The following is a 20170-nucleotide window of genomic DNA, read 5'->3' as shown; positions in this document are numbered from 1 at the left end:
CGGTTGCCGTCTACCCGAGGTACGATTCCAGCGCCCGCGCCCGCGACACATGCCGCAAGCGGGAGAGCGCCTTCTCCTTGATCTGCCGCACCCGTTCCCGGGTGATGTTGAGCACCGCGCCAATTTCCTCAAGGGTCATGGGCTCGGACTCGTCCAGCCCGAAATATAGCCGGAGGATCTTCGCTTCTCGCTCCTTGAGCCCGGCCAGGGCCTGGTGGATCGACTCCGTGAGGGCCTTGTCGAAGGTCTCCTCGTCCGGGGTGCGGTTTAGGGTGTCGGGGAGATAGTCGAGGAGCCGGTTGTCCTCCCCCGGCGACATGGGGGCGTCGAGCGAGAGGTGGATCTGCGAAATGGACATTGTTTTCGCGACTTCTTCCTCGCTCAGCTCCATCCCCTCGGCGATTTCCGCGTTGGTAGCCTCTCGCCCCAACTCCTGCAGGAGCGCGCTGGCGCGCTTGCCGATGCGGTGCAGCGTGCCGGCCCGGTTGAGCGGCACCCGCACAATACGACTCTGCTCCGCCAGCGCCTGCAGGATGGCCTGCCGAATCCACCAGACGGCGTAGGAGATGAACTTGATCCCCTTGGTCTCGTCGAACTTATGGGCCGCCCGAATGAGTCCGAGGTTCCCCTCATTAATGAGGTCGCTCAGCGAGACGCCCTGATTCTGATATTTTTTGGCGACCGACACCACAAACCGCAGGTTGGAGCGCACGAGGGTGTCGAGCGCCTCTTGATCGCTAGCGCGAATCCGCGTGGCGAGCTCGACCTCCTGCTCCCGCGTGATCAGCGGGTAGACGCTGATGTCGCGCAGGTATTGGTCGAGCGATCCTTCTTCATAGCCGTGTCGCTTGTGCGGCACACCAGCCATTGACACTCCGGTGCTGCGTGCGTTCTGCGCGTCGGTTCCGATCCGCGCTTGTCGACAAGAATGTGGAGCGTGCAACCTGCAAGCGGAAGGTCAGTGCACCCGCTCGCCAATCCGTTGCCAGCGGGCGCGGCGGAACCAGTCGAAGTTCGTGGCGCTATCTGGCGAAAAGCTGTAGTACACCATCAGGGGACTGCCGCGCACCAGCGAATCGGCCACAAAGCCCCAGTATCGGCTGTCGAGCGAATTGTCTCGGTTGTCGCCGAGGACGAAGAAGTGCTTGGTGGGCACCTCAAGCGGGCCCCAGTTGTTCCGCGAAGGATGATACGACGGAGAGGCGGTGGCGTGCCGCACCAAAAACTCGCGCTGCCAACGAAATTCTTCCGCCGCCGGATCGGCATCTGGCTCGATGCGCGACACATAGGGCTCCCACTGGGGCTTGCCGTTGCGGAACAGCACCCCGTCCACCATCGACAGCGTGTCACCCGGCACCCCGACGAGTCGCTTCACAAAATTGACCGTGGGATCCACGGGCCACTGGAACACGAGAATGTCGCCGACCGTGGGTTCACGGAGCGCTGGCAGGCGGCGACCGGTGAGCGGCACCTCCGCGCCGTACACGAGCTTGTTCACGAGGAGGAAATCACCCACGAGGAGCGTCCCTTCCATGCTTCCCGTCGGGATCTTGAAGGCCTCCACCAAAAACGCGCGCACCAGAAAAAAGAGCACCAGCGCGAGCGACAGCGACTTGGCCCAGTCGAACAGCGCGCGAAGCGCGACCACCGCCGGATGCTTTCGGCGGCGTTCGCGTGCTGGCGTGACGAGTTCGAGATCGGGTGTGGGGTCCGTCATGGGATCATAGAAGTACGCCACACGGACGGCGCCGTCAATCCGGCGCGTCCGCGCGACGCGAGGCTCCTAGTAATTGTCGATCTGCGCCCGCTGCAATGCGCCGGAGTAGTCCACGTATCCGACCTTCGTCTCTGAGTAGAACTCGTACACTTCCCACCCACCCTCGCGGTGGCCGTTGCCGGTCTGCTTGACGCCGCCAAAGGGGAGGTGCGCCTCGGCGCCGATCGTCGGGGCATTGATGTAGGTAATGCCGTTGTCGAGTTCCTGGAGCGCCTGGAAGGCGATGTTCACGTTGCGCGTGTACACCGAGCTCGAGAGCCCGTACTTCACGCCATTGTTCACGCGGAACGCTTCGGCGGCATCCTTCACCTTGATGACGCTGAGGACCGGGCCAAAGATCTCTTCTTGGTCGAGGCGCGAGCCGGCCTTCACGTTGGTGAAGATCGTAGGCTGAAAAAAGAAGCCGTGATCGAGCGCGCCGCCGGTGGCGCGCGCACCGCCCATCAATAGAGTGGCACCTTCCTTCTTGCCGATTTCCACGTAGCGCTCAACCTTCGCGCGCGACTCCGCATGCACGAGCGGACCCACGTCGGTACCGGCCTTGCGGCCGTCGCCCAGAACAAGCTTGGCGGCGCGGGCCTGTAGCTTGGCGAGGAAAGCGTCGTGAATGCCTTCTTGCAGAATAAGGCGGCTCGTGGCGGTGCACCGCTGCCCGGTGGTGCCAAAGGCGCCCCACAGCACGCCTTCGAGCGCCAAGTCGAGATCGGCGTCATCGAGTACGGTCTGCGCGTTCTTGCCACCCATTTCGAGCGAGAGGCGCTTGTGCATGCGCCCGCACGTTTCGCCCACTCGGCTGCCGGTTTCCGTGGAGCCCGTGAATGAGATGAGCGGAATATCGGGGTGATCCACCATCGCCTTCCCCGCCACGCCGTCGCCGTGAATCAGCTGAATGACTTCGGGCGGGAGGCCGGCCTCGAGCAATACCTCGACGAGCACGGTGCCGGCGTGCGGCACATCCTCGCCCGGCTTAAAGATCACGGCGTTTCCGCAGACCAGAGCGGGAAACATTTTCCAGGTGGGAATCGCCATCGGGAAGTTGAACGGTGTGATGAGCCCGGCCACGCCGATGGGCCGGCGAAAACTCATCGCCCATTTGTTCTTCAGTTCACTGGGCACGGTGTGCCCAAAAAGACGGCGCCCTTCGACACCGGCGTAGTACGCGGTGTCGATCCCCTCCTGCACGTCGCCCTTGGTTTCGGCGATGGGCTTCCCCATTTCGCGCGTCATAAGATCGGCGAGTTCATCCTTGCGTGCCGCGAGGATGTCGCCCACGCGACGCAGAATGTCTCCGCGCGCGGGTGCCGGCGTGCGCTTCCAGAGCTCGAAGCCGCGCTTGGCGCTCTCGACTGCTGCCTGCACATCGGCCGCACCCGACTTGGGAAACTTGCCGACGAGGTCACGCGTGTCGGCCGGGTTCACATTGTCGAGGTACTCGCCGGTGGACGGCGCCACCCACTGGCCGCCAATAAAATTCTTGAAGGTCGTTGTCATGATGGGAAGTTAGGAGCAGGCCCAGAAGGCCGGGTGATTCGCCGTCGGCTTGGCGTAGCCGACGCGGGGGAGTACGTCGATGCCAGTGAGCACCAACCCCCACAGCAATAGCAGTAATGAAAGCATATGCCCGCGGGCCGTGCGATGCCGCCAGGTCCAGATGGCCGACCATCCGCCGGCCACCACCAACACCGTCGTTGCAGCGAGGTACCCGGCCAGGCCGAGCCCGCAGCGCGCACTGTACGGCCAGAACACCAGCGCTACGCCCAGCGCCACGCTCAGGGAGAGTCTGAAGAACACGCCGAGCGTTGAGGTCGTGCGCTGCGTTTCCTGCACCTGCGCGCGCTCCACAGGGGAGCGAGCGGCTTTGGATGGAAACAAGGCCTCGTCCGAGACCGACTCCAGCTGTCGGTCGATCTTCTTCATTTCGGCGTCCCAGTCGCGCTCGGTCATGCGCCGTCCCTCTGGAGAGCGTGGCGTTCAATCTTCCTATACAAATTCGAGCGTGGCATATCGAGCAGACGCGCGGTCTCCGTGACGTTCCAGTCGTTTTCGCGCAGCTTGGTTTCGAGAAAGGCCCGTTCGGCCGCAAGCTTAAACTCATCCCAGGTCTTGCACGACTCCAAACCGCCAAGGCCACCGGTGGCGGCGGCACGAGCGCCTCCGAGGCGATCAACGTCGACGACCGTAATGCGTGAACCGGAGCCGAGAATCACGAGCCGCTCGATAGTGTTGCGCAACTCGCGGACGTTGCCGGGCCAGTCGAGCGCGGCCAATCGGTCGACGGCGACCGGGTCGATGGTGCGCGGCGCCACGCCATCGTGCTTGGCGAACTGCAGCAGAAAGTGTTCGACTAACAACGGAATGTCTTCGCGTCGCTCGCGCAGCGGCGCGACGTGCATGGGCACGACATTGAGCCGGTAATAGAGATCTTCACGAAAATGGCCGGCGGCAATCTCGTCTTCGAGTTTTTTGTTGGTGGCGGCCACCACCCGCACATCCACCTTCCGCGACTTCTGTCCACCAATGCGCGTGACTTCGCCGTCCTGCAACACGCGCAGCACTTTGGCCTGCGCCGACGACGACATATCCCCGATTTCGTCGAGGAAGAGCGTGCCACCGTCGGCCTGCTCGAACTTCCCCGCCCGATCGGCAATGGCACCGGTGAACGAGCCTTTCATATGGCCAAACAGTTCGCTCTCAATCAGCTCGCTGGGAATGGCCGCGCAGTTCACTTCGACAAATGGCTTCTTGGCGCGAGACGACCCGCGATGCAACGCGCGCGCCACCAACTCTTTGCCCGTGCCATTCTCGCCCGTGATCAGCACGCGCGCGGTGGTCTCGGCGACTTTGTCAATCTTGTCGATCAGCGCGCCGATCACCGACGAGCGACCGACCATTTCGTATCGGCTCTCGATGGTGGCCTTGAGACGTTCGTTCTCCTCCGCCAGATCAATGCGCCCAATGGCATTGCGCATGGTCACGAGAATGCGGTCGGTGTCGAGCGGCTTCTCCAGAATGTCGTAGGCGCCGAGTTGCGTGGCTTCGACGGCATTTTGAATGGTGGCGTGCCCGCTGATCATGACAACAACGGCGGCACTGTCGTACTCGCGCAGTTTCTTGAGTGTTTCGAGACCGTCCATGCCGGCCATTTTTACATCCAAGAACACCAAATGCGGACGCCACTGTTGGTACGCGGCGAGCGCTTCGGTGCCATTGGCCGCGGCATGCACCTCGTAGCCTTCAAACTCGAGCAGCTGCGCGAGCGCGGCGCGGATGCCCGGTTCGTCGTCCACCACCAACACGCGCCGACTCATGGCACCACCTTGTACAGCGTCACCTTACCCTTGGCGACGCGCACATCGCCGAGTTCGCGCGGCACGTGCACCGGAATGCCGGTGGGCGCGTAGGTGGAATCGCGCTGCGCCATACCGATGCGCGAGACGAGCTTGGGGATAACAGCGGCGGGGAGCTTGAGTTCGCCAAGCGAGATTTCATCGACCACCAACTGCGCGCGCCCCGCCTTGAGAACGTCGAGCTTACCGCGCACGGTCATTTCTTGTTTGCCGTCGATCATGCTCGAGAGTGGACCGAGCGTCTTTGGGCCACCGAGGTCGCCTACGCTCACCTGCGCGCGCAGATAAATCCGCTCGTCGCGCGCCATGGCCACGGCACCCGACGCGGCGGGACTGAACCCGTGCAACACGGAGTCGAGTACCAAGGCGGCAAGATCGGCGGGCGCAATGTTCACATACACGGGACCATTCTTGACCGCGAGCTTGGCCACCGACACGCGGGCTCGCTCGGCGCCTTCTGGCGTGAGCGGCTGCCAACTCGTGGCCGTCGCCGCGGGTGCCGACGACGAGAAGTAGCCGCGGACTTTGGGCGACCACCAGTCGTAGGTGAACCATCCCGCCGCAGCGACGATCGCCACCACAATCAAACAGCCCAAACGCCCAAGGCAGCCGAACATCAGGCAAGCACCTCAACAGTGGACGGATCCGCCGCGGCCCCATTGAGCGAGCCGGAACGAAAACCGCGCAGGTCTAGTTCGACGACGCGGAACCCCGCGCCAGCCACAGCCGCGCGCAACGATTGTTCGCGCACGCCCTCTCTCCAGTGTACGAGTTCTTGCTCGTCGAGTTCCACGCGAGCGGTGTCGCCGTAGAAGCGGACGCGCAGGTTGCCGGTCACGCCGAGCTGGCGAAGGGCGCGTTCGGCTGCTTCCACCTTCGCGAGCCGAAGCGGCGTGACGGCCGTGCCGTACGGCAGGCGCGACGACAGGCAGGGCGACGACGGTTGCGCCCACGTTGGAATGTCGCGCGCCTTGGAGAGCGCACGAATGTCGTCCTTGGTAAAGCCCAACTCGGCGAGCGGGGAGCGAACGCCATGCTCGTCAGCGGCCGTGCGCCCCGGGCGGTGGTCGCTGAGGTCGTCGGCGTTGGTCCCGTCCACAACAACGGCGAGCCCGCGGGCCTGCGCCACCGGGAGGAGCTGCGACCAGAGTTCGGTTTTGCAGAAGTAGCAGCGATTCACCGGATTCGCGGCGTAGCGCGGGTCGTCGAGTTCGTGGGTGTCGAGTTCCAGCACGGGCACGGCAAAGCGGTCTGCCACCTCCCGCGCACGCGCCCACTGCTCGGCGGGGTAGCTCGGGCTGCGCCCGATCACCGCCAGCACTCGGTCGGCGCCGAGTGCGCTCACGGCCACGCAGGCGAGGTACGCGGAATCGACGCCGCCACTGAAACCAACCAGCGCGGAGCCGTGTTCGCGGAACCAAGCGACGAGGGCGGTTTCCTTCTCGACAGGGGGCACAGTCATAGCTCCTCTAAAGGTAGCGACGGACGGGTCGGTGGGGATGCTCGGCGGCGGGGAGGCGGGCGCCACCAAAGGGCGTTCGGCGGGGCCGCGAATCCCGGCGGCCAGCTTGCCAGTTCCGGGCATAATCGGCAGAATCACGAGACCCCCAAACTCGCCGAAGTTCACCTTACCCCGGCCGGGATTCGTATGCGCGTTTCGTTCCGTTCCGTCGCGTTCGCCGCGACTTCACTCGTTCTTGCCCTCCCCCTCTCCGCCCAGCGCGGCGGCGGCGGCGGCGACACCACCCGCGGCCCCCTGCGGGAACTCCCGCTACAGCCCGCCAAGGCGCTCAAGTTCACCACGGACGAAGGCACTTGGCTCTCTCTCGACGTGTCGCCCGACGGCAAGACGATCGTGTTCGACCTCCTCGGTGATTTGTATACAATCCCCATGGAAGGAGGCGCGGCCAAGCGCATCACGAGCGGCCAAGCGTTTGACGGTCAGCCCAAATATTCCCCCGACGGCAAGACGATCGCTTTTACCAGCGATCGCAGCGGATCGGAGTCACTCTGGCTGATCAATGCGGACGGCACCAACGCCCGTGCGCTCACGCGCGATGAAAACCGCACCTTTGTGTCCCCCACCTGGACGCCCGACGGCAAGTACGTGGTGGTGAGCCGCAACGGCGCTGGAGCGGGCTACAACTTGTTCATGTTCCACAAGGACGGCGGCGCCGGCGTTCAGGTGACCGGCAACGATCCGGCACCGGCCACCGCTGCGCGCGGAGGTGGCGCTGGTGGCGCGGCCATCAACAACTACGTGGGCGCGGCGTTCGGCAAAGATGCACGCTACATCTGGAGCGCCATTCGCAACGGCGGCGGCGGCTACAACCAGACGTCGCTCGGCTGGCAGATTGGCACCTTTGACCGTGAGACGGGCAAGACCTTCACGAAAACGCACGCCATTGGCTCGGGGATGCGTCCTGAACTGAGCCCGGATGGCAAGTGGCTCGTGTATGCCACGCGCCACGACTCACTCACGGCACTCAGGCTGCGCGACCTCGCCACCGGCGACGAACGCTGGCTCGCGCCGAATGTGCAGCGCGACGATCAGGAATCGCGTTTCACGCGCGATCTCGTGCCGCCATTCAGCTTTACGCCCGACAGCAAGAGCATTGTCATTGCGCACCACGGCAAGATTTGGCGCATTGGCGTGCCGGACGGCAAGCAGACGATGATTCCGTTCAAGGCGGACGTGGACCAGATGATCGCCGGTGCGATCAAGGTGGATTACCCGGTCAACGATTCGTCGCTCACCGTGCGCCAGATCCGCAGCGCCGTGCCCTCGCCCGATGGCAAGCGGCTCGCCTTTGTAGCGCTCGACAAACTCTGGCTGCAGGATCTGCCCAACGGCACGCCCAAGCGCGTGACCACGAGCAAGGACGGCGGCGAGTTCAGTCCTGCTTGGTCACCGGACGGCAAGTCCATTGCCTACGTGACGTGGGCCGAACTCACCGGCGGCGATCTGTATCGCATTACCGCCGACGGCAAAGGCAAGCCGGAGAAGCTCAGCACGCAGCCGGGGTTCTACGACAAGCTCGCGTGGTCGCCCGACGGCAAACGGCTCGTGGTCGCACGCGGTCCGCGTGAAGCACGACGCGACCGGGACGAACTCGGCGGCAACAACGCCGAAGCGGCCGGTGTGGAACTCGTGTGGGTGAGCGCAACCGGCGGTGCGGCGACGGTGATTTCGTCGCTCACGCGTTATGGCCAGCCGCACTTTGGGCCGGACACGTCGCGCGTGTACATCTATGAGCCCGGTGAAGGGCTGATCTCGATGCGCTACGATGGCACCGATCATAAGCAGATTCTGCGCGCCACGGTCGGGGCCGCCGCTGGCGGCGGCGGTGGTGGCGGCGGTCAGGTGAGCGAGTTGTTGCTTTCGCCTGACGGCGAGCGCGCGCTCGCCTTTGGCGGCAGCAACTTGTACATCATTTCGGCGGTGCCGCAGGCGGGCGCTACCGCCCCGCAGATTTCGCTGAGCACACCGGCCACGGCCGCAGTGCCCGTGCGCCGCATTACGCGCATCGGCGCCGACTTCCCTGGCTGGAGCAAGGACAGCAAGAGTGTGTTCTTCGCGCTGGGACGGTCGTACTTCCACTACGACCTCGCGCTCTCCGATTCACTCGTGCGTGACTCGACGTCGCGCGCGGACTCGGTACGAAACGCAGGGCGAAGCGGCGGCGCGGGCGCAGCGGGCGGCGGTGCCGCACGTGCGGCGGCCAAGGCGGCGTATGAAGCGGATCGCGCCGACATCACCGTCATCGTGCCGAAGGACAAGCCGAGCGGCAGCGTGGTCCTGCGCGGCGCCCGCATTCTCACGATGAAGGGCAAGGAGATCATCGAGAAGGGCGACGTGGTGGTCACCAACAATCGCATTGTCGCAGTGGGCGCGAGTGGCAGCGTGAAGGTGCCGGCTGGCGCCAAGGTAATTGATGTATCCGGCAAGACGATTCTCCCCGGCTACGTGGATGTGCATGCGCACATGTGGCCGGCGTTCGGCGTGCACCGCAACCAGCCGTGGGAATATCTGGCGAACTTGGCGTACGGCGTCACCACGACGCGCGATCCGCAGACGAGCACCAGCGACGTGATCACGTATGGCGATCTCGTAGAAACGGGCGATGTGATTGGCCCGCGCATCTACGCCACTGGCCCGGGCGTGTTTGCAGCCGACAACATTCGCTCGCTCGATGACGCGCGCGATGTGCTCAAGCGCTACAGTGAATTCTTCAAGACCAACACGATCAAGCAGTACCAGGCCGGCGACCGCAAGGTGCGCCAGTGGATCGTCATGGCCGCACGCGAGCAGGGGCTCACGCCCACGCTCGAGGGCGGACTCGATTTCAAGAAGAACATGACGGAAGCGATGGACGGCTACTCCGGTAGCGAGCACTCGCTCCCGATTGCGCCGCTCTACAATGACGCCGTGCAGCTCTTCTCGCAGAGTGGCACGACGTACACGCCCACCCTCGTCGTGCAGTACGGCGGTCCGTGGGCCGAGAACTACTGGTACGAGCACACCGACATTCTGAGTGATGCCAAGCTCAATCGCTACATGCCGCGCGACGAAGTGGAGAAAAAGGGGATGCGTCGTCCCGGCTGGTGGTCGGAATCGGCGTGGAGCTTCTCACTCTTTGCGGCGCAGGCGGCAAAGATCGTCGCTGCGGGCGGACGCGTGGGCTTTGGCAGCCACGGTCAGTTGCAGGGATTGGGCGCGCACTGGGAAATCTGGAGCATCGCGAGCGGCGGCATGCCGCGTTACGATGTGTTGCGCGTTGCGACGGCCTACGGCGCCGACGCGATTGGTGTGGGCAAGGACCTCGGCACCATCGAAGTCGGCAAGCTCGCCGACCTCCAGGTGCTCGACAAAAATCCGCTCGACGACATCAAGAACACCAACACCATTTCGAAAGTGATGAAGAACGGGCGTTTGTACAACGGCAACACCATGGCCGAGGAATGGCCGCGGCAGGTGGCGGCGCCGAAGATGTGGTGGCAGGTAGAAAAGCAGTAGTCGCGCTGTGAAGATGGGGGCGGACCTGCTGTTCAGGTCCGCCCCCATCTTCGTTTAATGCGCTGATTCGGCCGCCAATCCTGCGGCGGCCCGGCCCACTCGGCGGTCCCGCTCCACTGCCCTGCGGGGGCCGAGGGGGCCGACGGGGCCGACGGGGGCGCACTCCAGCGCGCTTCAGGAGTTAGAGGTCGCCGAGGGCGGCCTGCATCCCATACATTTCTCGATTCAGAATCCCGAACGTTTCCATTTGGAATGGGGACGGGGGCTACCCCGTCGAATCTGCATTGGTCGCCACTCAGGCGATCCCCCCGCAAGGAGAGAGACTCTTGACCGTTCGCGCGCTCATCCCGATCGCCGCCCTCGCCTGGGCGTGCAGCGCCACCTCGACGCCGACATCCACCGGAACGACCACGCCCAGCGGCACGAACACTACCGGCACCACGACCGGCACGACGTCGGGGACCGCCCCCGCCTGGTACGCCGCGTTCGGCAACGGCACCACGGTGACGGTGTCCGGCAACTTCGTGGTGATCACCAGCAACGGTCTGCCGGACCACAAGAGTCCGTACTACGGCACCACGAGTCCCCAGTACGAGAAGTACAACGGCACCAACTCATCGTTTCAGCTGAACCCGAATTCGATCCGGGCGCAAACGCTGACGTTTCGCATTCCCATCACACCCGCCAAGCTTGGCACCCCGTCGCCGACCCCACTCGGACCGATCGGCGTGGCCATCAATGGCGTCCCGATCTTCAACCAGTACGCCGGGCCGAATCAGCCGCTCACGGGCGAGATCAATTCGTTCGACCAGTACAACGGGCATCCGCAGCAGACGGGGCAGTATCACTATCACGTGGAGCCCACCTGGCTCACGCGCACCTCGCGCGAAGCGCTCGTGGGCGTGCTGCTCGACGGTTATCCGGTGTACGGCCCAATGGAAAATGGCGCGTTCGTGAGTTCGAGCGCGCTCGACGCCGCGCACGGGCACACCGCCGTGACGCGCGAGTTTCCGCAGGGGATCTATCACTACCACACCACCGGCGACGCGCCGTACATCAACGGCAGCGGCTTTGCCGGCACGCCGGGAACGGTCAGCCAGTGATCTCGCTCCGCCGCTTCGTGCTATCGGCGAGCGTCGCGCTCGCGGCGTTCACCGCGCCAGCGCGGCCACCGGCGACGCTGGTGGTGGAGCGATACGGCGACGGCACGGTGCGGCGTGAGTCCACGTATCGCGGCGGACAGCTCGACGGCACGGTGCGCGGCTGGTACGAGAACGGCGCGCGCGAATATGAACGCACCTATCGCGACGGCCTGCAGGAGGGTGAGCACCGCGGCTGGCACGCCAATGGCGCGCCAATGTTCGTGTATCACTTCCGGCGCGGCATCACGGAGGGCGTGCAGGAACAGTGGTTCGCCAGCGGACAGTTGCTGACGCGCTTCCATCACGAAGCGGGTCACGAGGTGGGACAGCAGCAAATGTGGAACGCGGATGGCACGATCCGCTCGAACTACGTTATTCGCGACGGCAAGCGCTTTGGCCTGCTGGGTTCGATGGGTTGCACTGGGAAAAACAGTTCGACGGCGGCAACGCCATGACGCGCCGTGAACCGTTTCTTTTGCGACGCCGCATGCTAGTCCTCACGGGCACGATCTCCGCGGCGCTCGCTGCGCTTCTCCTCGCATCCCTCGTGGCGTGCCGCGGGACAGCCGAACCGCTCCCCTTCTATCGCACCGCCACGCTGACCCCCGAGTGGCTCACCACGCGTGAGGCCGCCTCGCCGACCATGCACCGCGTGGCCGCCTTTCGCATGACCGACCAGCACCGCTCTGCCGTGACGGAGCGCGCGCTGCAAGGGAAAGCGACGATCGTGCAGTTCTTCTTCGCCGCGTGCGGCGACGTCTGCCCGGTGACCACCACCAATGTCGCGCGCGTCCTCGCGGCGACCGGTGCTGACGCGCGTGTGCAGGTGCTCTCGTACTCCGTGACGCCGGAACGGGACTCGGTGCCAGCGCTGCAAATGTTCGCCAACATGCACGGTATCACCGACGCGCGGTGGCACCTGCTCACTGGCAACAGCGCCGAGTTGGCCCGACTCGCGCGCGATTCGTACTTCGTGCGACTCGGCGACGGTGCGACGTATGGCGTCACGAGCATTGCGCACACGGAGAGTGTGGTGCTCGTGGACGCGGCGGGACGCATCAGAGGCGTGTACGCGGGGAGTCTCGGGCTAGAGATGCAGCGGTTGCGCGAAGATCTAGAGACGTTGTTGCGGAGTTGATGCGACGGTTTGCAGCCCGCCACGTGCGACGTTGTTGAATGTGGTGCGCCATCGAACGGTGACAGTGCTGTTCCGCCCCCGAGCGGCCGCTACGCCGCCGCCCGCTGCGCGCGAAACCGCAACGCCTCCGCAATAGCCGACGCCTCCACCCGCTCCGCTCCGTCGAGATCGGCAATGGTGCGAGCTACGCGCAACGTACGGTGATAGCCGCGCGCACTGATGCCCAGCGTGCGAGCGGCCTGTTCGAGTGTGGCGCGGGCTTCCGGTGTGTAGCTCCCGTGAGCGAGGAGCCAGCGCCCCGGCGCATCGGCATTCGTCCGCACGCCGGCCACGTCCTGATAGCGCACCCGCTGCCGTTCGCGCGCGGCGGCGACGCGCGTGCGCACCTCCACTGAGGACTCTTCCCGCGACGGCGCGCCGAGCGCGCTCACTTCCACGGCGCCCACGTGCACGTGGAGGTCGATGCGGTCGGCGAGCGGGCCCGAGAGCCGCGTACGGTAGCGCTCGATGTCGGACGCAGAGCAACGACAGAGTTGCGCTGGGTCACCAGCGCGGCCGCACGGGCACGGGTTGGCCGCGCCGATCAATTGAAACCGCGCCGGAAAGGCGACGGCGTGGGCGGCGCGCGCAATCACCACGCGGCCGTCCTCGAGCGGTTGCCGCATGGCATCGAGCACGTAGCGTGGCAGTTCGAGCAGTTCGTCCAAAAACAGCACGCCTCGATGCGCGAGACTCACTTCGCCTGGGCGAGGACCTGAGCCACCGCCAATTAATCCGGCGAGCGAGATAGTGTGATGCGGTGCCCGAAACGGCGGTGTGCGCGCCGGAAGCGTGCCCGCAGGGAGCACGCCGCCAACTGAGTGCACCGCGACGACTTCGAGGAGTTCCTCTTCGGTGAGCGATGGCAAAATGCCGGGGAGGCGGCGCGCGAGCATCGTTTTGCCGGCGCCAGGTGGGCCGAGGAGGAGCACGTTATGCGAGCCCGCCGCAGCAATTTCGAGTGCGCGCTTGGCCACTCCCTGTCCTACAACATCAGAGAAGTCGAGCATCGGTTCGGTTGCTGCCAGCGCGGCGCCAAGCGGAGGTGGCGTGGGCAACTGTCCGTTGCGGAGTGCTGTCACGAGCGCCGCGAGTGTGGGCGCGGCACCAAGCGGAACCTGCGACGCGAGCGCCGCCTCCGCGGCGTTGGCCGGCGGGACGATAAGCGCACGAGCACGTTGTTGCGCGGCGGCACGCGCGAGCGGCAGTGCACCACGAATGGGACGTATTGAACCGTCGAGTCCAAGCTCGCCCGCTACCATAAGGCCAACCACGCAGTCCGCGGCGAGTTGGCCGGTGGCGCACAGCAGCGCGAGCGCGATCGGGAGGTCGAAGGCGGTGCCTTCCTTCTTTACATCCGCCGGACTCAGGTTGACCGTGACGCGACGCGACGGAAGCGCGAAACCGGAGTTCGTCAGTGCGGCCGTCACGCGTTCGCGCGCTTCTTTGACGGCGCTCGATGCGAGCCCCACAATCGTCCACGCAGGCAGCCCCGCCGCGACGTCTACCTCTACGGTGACAGCGTAGGCTTCAATTCCAAGCACGGCGGCGGACTGCACGGCGGCAAGCATGGCGCACCATGCCGCCGCGCCGTCAGAATCATGTCATCGATTCATTGCCTGCCAACGCGCGATCACGCGAGACTCGAGACCGGCCGATGGTTGGAATGCTGGCGTCGCGACCCCCGAGGCTCCGCTCGCGCCACTGCGGGCCGCAATATCCGCAGTTAGCCAGTTCTCGAGACGCACGTCGATATCCGCGTCATACGGCTTTCCCGCCCCGAGTCGCTCCGGCCATTCGCGGGCGTCGGCAATAAACCGCCGCGCCGCATCCCACTGTTTGGTGCGTATCGCATCAACTGCGAGCATCAGCTTAGCCTCGCGGTACAACGCATGCCCTTCGGCGGCGCCTTCGTACGGCAGCACCTTGAGACGGCCGAGCACATCATTCGCCTCCTGATACCGCTCGGCGGCCTCGAGCGCGCGCACAAGCGTGAGGCCGAGGATGTAGCGCTCGGGCATCCGCGTGTAGTAGGACTGCACGGTCGCCACGGCGCCCTGCGCGTCGCCCGACTCCATCTTGCGCTCGGCGAGCAGCTTGCCGTAGCGCCATTCGGCGGGATCAAGCGTTGCAGCAGTCGTCAGGTCGGCGATTTGATCGCGGATCGCGCGGCCTGGGAGCGTAGCGCGCGCCGCATAGAACGGCGCGTAGGTTGGCGTGTTGCCGAGCGCGGTCATCATCTCTGCGGCCTCGGCGGAACGCCCCGTGCCCCAGTAGCCGAGCGCGAGGTAGTAACGCGGCTGCCACGCTGACGACTGTGCGACGGCGAACTCGAGCGCGGCAATCACTTCCGGTCGATTCGGAAAGACCAGGCGTGGTGATGCGCCATTTGCTCGTGTGAGAAGCGCGCGCACGCTGCTGTCGGTTGGCGCGGCGCTACCGGCAGGCGGCTGCCCCGCGACTATGGATGCGCGCCAGTAGAGAGCTTCCGAGTGATTACCGAGGCCTTCGAGAAGCTGCAGCACCGCAGCGCGCTCGCCAACGTCCTGATAAAACGCGGCGAGCTGAAAGAGCGCTTGCTCCGGCAGTTCGCTGCGCACGTTCTCCAATAGTCGCTTGCCTGCGTTGGGTGTGCGGCGGGCGAGCAGTCGTTCAAAGCGAGAGAGTTGACTCAGTGGATCCGCAACTTCAAGCGCGGACACGCGCGCGTTGTACGCGGCATCGGCTTCGAGCGAAGCGGGCGTAGGCTGAACGTCCGGCGTGGGTTTGGTGAGAGACGCGTTCGCACCGCGCCGACGCGCTGCCACAACGCCCACAGCCAGCGCATCGAGATTTCCTGAATCCGCGGCCAGCGCCTTGCCCGCGTACGAATCCGCTCGCGTCACATCCCCGAGTGAGAGCCACAACTTGGAGAGCTCACTCCATGCCGCCGCGCGATACTCCGCCGACTGCGTGGCAAGCTCAAGCCCGTCGCGCGCATCAGCTACGCGGCCGAGCCGTCGATTAGCCAGACCGTAGTAATAATTGGCCGCCCCGTCGTAACTGTCCACCGCGAGTGCGCGCTTCGCCCACTGGCGCGCGTCGGCATAGCGCATGGCGCGCAACGCGAGCGCTGCACGGTCAGCGAGCGCGGGTACGAAGTTCGGCTCTCGGGCAAGTGAGCTGTCGAGCAAAGGCACGGCGCGGTCGTACTCGCGCTGGCGCATCAACTCTTTCCCCTGCAGGTACAGCCCGTACGCTGATGTCCAGTTGAATGCGGCCGGCGTATCGAGGGGGCGATCGAGCGCCGCGAGTGCCGGATCACCGCGATACTCAAGGCGATGATCACCGAGTTCCACGCCAACACCAGCAAGGGATGCGCCCGGCGCAACGATGGTATCGGCCCACGGTTGCAACGGTCCGCGCACCACTCGGCGCGACGCGATGCGTTTGCCGCCTATCGTCACAACAAGCGTGTCATCAAGACGCACGGCGGGCGAAATGGCGACGATGAGCTTGTTACCGTCACGCTGCACGTTGATGGCGCCGGCCGCTGAGGCCGCAACAAATCCTTTGGTGCCCACCACCGGCATCCACCGCTCGGTCCATCGATCGGTGACGCGCGGCGCAAAGCCGCGATGCTTGAATGGCGTGAAGGTGCTCCCTTCGGCGGACTGGTTGAACAACCGGCCAGACTGCAACTCGGAGTACTGCCCGTCGGTGTCGGTGAGCAGATCCTCCCAGATCATCCCCTGCCGCGAGAGCCCCCAGATCCAGATTTTCTGTCCCGGTTTTTCGTCGCGCGGCGCCACGCGCGCCATACCAAAATCTTGATCGTGCCAATAGGCGCCAAAGAAATCCCCTTCGCCGCCGAACACATGGTACGACTTGTAGCCTTTGAAGTCGTTGCGGTCGTACCAGCTCACATCACGGTCGAGCGCTTTGTTGATGGGCCAGTCGCCGTGCTCGCCGTCGTGACCGAGGTAGCTGGTGCCCGGAAAGACATATTGCAGATTGCCTTTTGTGGGAATGCCAGCCGTCATCCAGTGGTAATAGGGCTCCTCGAGCGCGGAGCCATTGTACCAGGTGGAAGCGGTGGTGAAAGATCCTTCGCCTGGCGCCAGTCGAGTCTCCACGCGCCAGGTGGTACCGGTCAGCAAATCCAGCGCGCCGGTGATGCAGCTCACGCTGCCATCGGCGTTCCGACGTGTGGTGTAATCCACCGGCGTGGAGACGTTCGGCGTGTGTCCGATAATGCCGTAGTTGGCTTCGATGCCACCGCTCGTCCACGGCCCGCGCATGGCAATGTCGCGGAACTTCACGGCGTGGTTGTAATAGATGAACGGGCGTCCGCTCTTCTTTTCGATCGCCGCCCAGATCTTGCCGCCGATCTCTGGGAGAATGAGCACGCGCAAGTATTCGTTCTCGAGTTCCACCACCTTCCACTCGTGCGACTCCGCTCGGTCGGTAAATCCGTCGAACCGGAAATACGGATAAATACGCCCGACCACCGGAATTGGGTTGGGATCGCTGAATGGATAGGTTGGAAACGACTGCCGGTATTCGCGTACGCGCGTCGCCGTCGGCGCGCCGGTCACCACCTCGGCGACCTTGGCCACTTTCGCCACTTCGGCGGGCACTGGCTTTGATTGTGCGCCTACAGACCCGGCGAGTAGCAGCCAGACTGGCACGCTGGGGAATCGCATGGCCATCACCGTACGATGAGGAGAATGCCTTTGCCCGGCGCAATGGAAATGGACTCGCCGACGGCGATCGTGCGTGCCGTTTGAAGTCCCTTCACTTCGGGTGCGTTGATCTTCGCTTGCGCGCCATTGAGCCCGAGCGCTTTCCAGTCCACGTCGAGCGTCACGTTCACGGTTTCTGGCGCCCAGCTCGCGACGGCCACGAGAGAGCGCCCATTGCGCCGGTAGACCGTGGCTTTTACGTCGTCACGCCCGGTCTTCACCTGAACCGTTGGCGCCCAATAGCCAAACATCGTGGAGCCTTTCATACCGAAGCTGTCCCAGAGCTTCCACAACGGGCGCGGATCGGCATTGGCCGACCACGGCATACGATTGGTCATGCCATACACCATGCCGCGCCACGGGTTTCCGCCGTCTTGTAGCATCTCTCCCATCAAACCGAACGGAATGCCGCTCACTTCGGTGAGGAAGAAGTCGGACGAGCTTTTTTCGTAGTCAAAGTACTCGCCAAACCAGAGCCGACTCAAATACGGAAAGTGCTCCATGTAGAGCATGGCACTGTTCTGGAAGCCGTCATTGACATTGTACTGATTGGCCGAGTGCAGGTCGACAATGCCGGGGCGCCCGTTCTGTACGAGCATGCGCTTGATCCGCTTCATGGTGGTGCGGTCAAAGGCAACATCGTCGAGATAGAGTCCGTCGATGCCGACGTTCTTCACCAGCCAGTTGATTCCTTCCACATAGTAGTTGTGCCAGCGACTCATCCCGCTGTTCACCACGGCCGCGTCCTTGAGTTCCGGCACGAACCAGGCGGCGATGTAATCGTCGCCGAGGTGCTCCTGCAACCATGAGTAACCGCCGCCCTTGCCCGGGGAGTAAATCTCGTGGCCGAGGCTTCGCATCGCGAAGGTTTCGTAGGCGCGGTTGGAAAGCTCGCGCACGGTGTTGTAGATCTTCACGTTCAGGCCGCGCGCGTGCGCGGACGCGATGTACCGCGTCATGGTATCGTGTGCAATGAACGGATAGTTGATGTACGGATTGATCGGCGTCGCATGATGGACGTTCACCACATTGGCGCCAGCGGCAGCTATTGTGTCGAGCGGCGCAAACTTGTGGTAGTACTTATGACTCCACTGATCGTCGGTGTCGATGGGGTGAAATGGGGTGACCAGGAAGTGCACATCAAACCGCAGCGAATCGCCGGCGGCGAGCGTTCGAGCGCCGCTGGCTGCGCGCACGATCACCGCGCCATTCTCCTCGCGCCAGGTGATGCCGCCCTTTCCGTCATTGCCCCACGAGGGCGGCAACAGTAACGGTTTCTGCAAATAGAAGTTTGTGTTGAGCGGCCGCACGTAGTTCTCCGCGCGCAGCGAAAAGAACAGTCCGGCGTTCACTCCGCCGAGCCAGGCGCCGTCCTGATTCTTTTTGGCCACGTCCCACTGCCAGGCAAATGACGACGGGCGCTTTTGCCCCTTGAGCCCCAGTCCCATCGCGTACGTGGCGGCCACGGGCGTATACGGCATCGTGAGCGCGATGTCATCAAAGGCCACCGCGCGCTTGGCGCGAAGGCGCATTTCGTAGGTGAGGGTGCCGTCAAACTCAAGAGAGCCGCGCACGTCCACGTCATACGCGCCGGCGTCGGTGGTGGCCGTCCACGTGACGGTCCCTGCCTCGCGACGCACAAAGCGAAGGGCGCCGTGGGTGGTGGCCGATGCCGCCGTGGTTGCGCCCGTTGACTGCACGTCGAGCCGCATCGGCGCGGCGAGCACGGCGGTCGCGGTTTTCGAGAACCCGGTCATCTCCGGCGTAAAGAAGGTTTCAATCTTTGCGGGGAGACCGGTGGCGGCGAGGGTGATCGAGCGACCGAGAAAGCGTAGCGTGTTCCCGCTGACGACGATCGGCGTGTACGGCTTGATCACATCGTTGCGCTGCCCAAGCGACGAGTTGAGCCATTTGAGGCGCGTCATTTTCTCCGGTTCGTTCGCGCCGCCGGCCAGCACGGAATCGGCACGCACGACGATCGAGAGTGCGACGGTCACCGGCGCAACGCCGTCAGCAGTTACCGTCGCTTGACCAGTGTAGGTGCCGGGCGCCGTCTTAGTGGGCACATCCACACCGCACCACATGGACTGCACGGCCCCAGCGCTCACATCCACACGCTGCGTGAACGAGCCGCCGTCCCAGTTCGTGCCGCCGTTGTTGAGCGAGTTCAACTGGGAAGCCGGCAGCACGGCCTTGCCGGAGCGCAGATCGCTGAAGGTCACGCGCACATTCGCGACGGCGCGCCGTGCATACACGCCGAGCTGAAAGGCGAGGTACTCGCCGCGCCGTGCTTGATCGGAGAACGCGCGGGTTGGGCCGCGCGCGATCCAGCGCTGCGGCAACTGATCGCGCATCCGAATGGAATGCAGGCGATCCTCCGGAAAGAGCAGGAACGCATCGGCCGCATGCGCCGCATCGAGTTGCGCGACTTCGTCTGGCGTAGCAATCACTTCCATCGGTGCAAAGGCGTTCAGGGCGTCAATGTCCTCAAATCGCTCCACCGTGCCCTGCACCGTTCCCGGCGCATGCGCCAACGCACCGAGCCAGCTGCTGTCCGCCGTTTCGGTGACGGGGAGGTACACAACATTCGGATAGTTGGATCGCCCCCCCGATTTATAGGGCATGTAGTAGATGTAGTAGCGCCCCGCTCCGGCCGTGGCCTCAAAATCGAACTCGCCGGCGGACTGCGTGATGGCGCCTCGCCGCACGTTCCGAATGGCGGATCCCCCACTCGCTGAGACGATGATCACACCTTTGAGCTCTGGGTGCCGATCTGGGCGGCGCCAGGGCACCGTCACGTGCACAAAGCGCCCGCCTGCGGCCACCTGCACCACCGCGCGATGATTGCCGAGTGTTTCGGAGTCCCAGGCGCTGTCGGCAATTGTGAAGGCCGGCGCTTGGGCAGCGAGGCAACGGGAGGCCAGAGCCAATATGGCCGCGGCACGCAGGATTGGGCGAGGTGGAGTCATAGGATGCACGCGAAGGT

At 64.5% G+C, this 20170-nt stretch carries 14 protein-coding genes; 4 read left to right on the top strand and 10 right to left on the bottom strand.

Features of this window, described 5'->3' with window-relative positions; genetic code table 11:
- Positions 1 to 10: 10 nt before the first annotated feature.
- The 7 genes from NTZ43_00960 to larE all read right to left on the bottom strand — a co-directional run bounded on the left by NTZ43_00960 (position 11) and on the right by larE (position 6586).
- Complete coding sequence (locus NTZ43_00960; GenBank protein ID MCX5765779.1) at positions 11 to 868, bottom strand: RNA polymerase sigma factor RpoD/SigA; 858 nt, start codon at positions 866 to 868, stop codon at positions 11 to 13.
- 90 nt (positions 869 to 958) lie between these two features.
- A complete protein-coding gene (lepB, locus tag NTZ43_00955; GenBank protein MCX5765778.1) occupies positions 959 to 1717 on the bottom strand; it encodes a signal peptidase I in 759 nt (252 codons plus the stop codon).
- Positions 1718 to 1783: 66 nt separating this feature from the next.
- Positions 1784 to 3268 carry an aldehyde dehydrogenase family protein gene (locus NTZ43_00950; GenBank protein ID MCX5765777.1) on the bottom strand — a complete coding sequence of 495 codons (1485 nt, stop codon included), beginning with the start codon at positions 3266 to 3268 and terminating at the stop codon, positions 1784 to 1786.
- Positions 3269 to 3277: 9 nt separating this feature from the next.
- Positions 3278 to 3721 carry a hypothetical protein gene (locus tag NTZ43_00945; GenBank protein MCX5765776.1) on the bottom strand — a complete coding sequence of 148 codons (444 nt, stop codon included), beginning with the start codon at positions 3719 to 3721 and terminating at the stop codon, positions 3278 to 3280.
- Entirely contained in the window at positions 3718 to 5085 is a 1368-nt protein-coding gene (locus NTZ43_00940) for a sigma-54 dependent transcriptional regulator (GenBank protein ID MCX5765775.1), read from the bottom strand. Before NTZ43_00940 ends, NTZ43_00945 begins: the two co-directional genes overlap by 4 nt.
- Positions 5082 to 5741 carry a hypothetical protein gene (locus NTZ43_00935; protein MCX5765774.1) on the bottom strand — a complete coding sequence of 220 codons (660 nt, stop codon included), beginning with the start codon at positions 5739 to 5741 and terminating at the stop codon, positions 5082 to 5084. Before NTZ43_00935 ends, NTZ43_00940 begins: the two co-directional genes overlap by 4 nt.
- Positions 5741 to 6586, bottom strand: coding sequence for an ATP-dependent sacrificial sulfur transferase LarE (larE, locus tag NTZ43_00930; protein ID MCX5765773.1), 846 nt, complete (start codon positions 6584 to 6586; stop codon positions 5741 to 5743). Before larE ends, NTZ43_00935 begins: the two co-directional genes overlap by 1 nt.
- Before the next feature lie 186 nt (positions 6587 to 6772).
- Here larE and NTZ43_00925 point away from each other — a divergent pair, with 186 nt between their 5' ends.
- The 4 genes from NTZ43_00925 (at position 6773) to NTZ43_00910 (ending at position 12421) form a co-directional block, all read left to right on the top strand.
- Entirely contained in the window at positions 6773 to 10141 is a 3369-nt protein-coding gene (locus NTZ43_00925) for an amidohydrolase family protein (protein ID MCX5765772.1), read from the top strand.
- A gap of 326 nt (positions 10142 to 10467) precedes the next feature.
- Positions 10468 to 11244, top strand: a complete 777-nt coding sequence (locus tag NTZ43_00920; protein MCX5765771.1) for a YHYH protein — start codon at positions 10468 to 10470, stop codon at positions 11242 to 11244.
- The gene (locus NTZ43_00915) at positions 11241 to 11738 is read left to right on the top strand and encodes a hypothetical protein (protein ID MCX5765770.1); all 498 of its coding nucleotides are present in this window, start codon (positions 11241 to 11243) and stop codon (positions 11736 to 11738) included. Before NTZ43_00920 ends, NTZ43_00915 begins: the two co-directional genes overlap by 4 nt.
- Before the next feature lie 32 nt (positions 11739 to 11770).
- On the top strand, positions 11771 to 12421 hold the full coding sequence (locus NTZ43_00910; protein ID MCX5765769.1) for an SCO family protein: 651 nt from the start codon (positions 11771 to 11773) through the stop codon (positions 12419 to 12421).
- 89 nt (positions 12422 to 12510) lie between these two features.
- On the opposite strand, the gene NTZ43_00905 is transcribed toward NTZ43_00910, so the two are convergent.
- From NTZ43_00905 to NTZ43_00895, 3 genes are read right to left on the bottom strand one after another with little or no spacing between them, the layout of a single operon-like run.
- Positions 12511 to 14031 (bottom strand): YifB family Mg chelatase-like AAA ATPase, encoded by a 1521-nt coding sequence (locus tag NTZ43_00905; GenBank protein ID MCX5765768.1) that lies wholly within the window; start codon positions 14029 to 14031, stop codon positions 12511 to 12513.
- A gap of 33 nt (positions 14032 to 14064) precedes the next feature.
- The gene (locus NTZ43_00900; GenBank protein MCX5765767.1) at positions 14065 to 17151 is read right to left on the bottom strand and encodes a DUF5107 domain-containing protein; all 3087 of its coding nucleotides are present in this window, start codon (positions 17149 to 17151) and stop codon (positions 14065 to 14067) included.
- Positions 17151 to 20153 (bottom strand): DUF6067 family protein, encoded by a 3003-nt coding sequence (locus tag NTZ43_00895; GenBank protein ID MCX5765766.1) that lies wholly within the window; start codon positions 20151 to 20153, stop codon positions 17151 to 17153. Before NTZ43_00895 ends, NTZ43_00900 begins: the two co-directional genes overlap by 1 nt.
- Positions 20154 to 20170 lie beyond the last annotated feature (17 nt).

Source organism: Gemmatimonadota bacterium (assembly GCA_026387915.1).
Taxonomy (GTDB): domain Bacteria; phylum Gemmatimonadota; class Gemmatimonadetes; order Gemmatimonadales; family Gemmatimonadaceae; genus Fen-1231.
The sequence above is the reverse complement of the archived record's forward strand: the minus strand, read 5'-3'. Positions and strand labels throughout refer to the sequence as shown.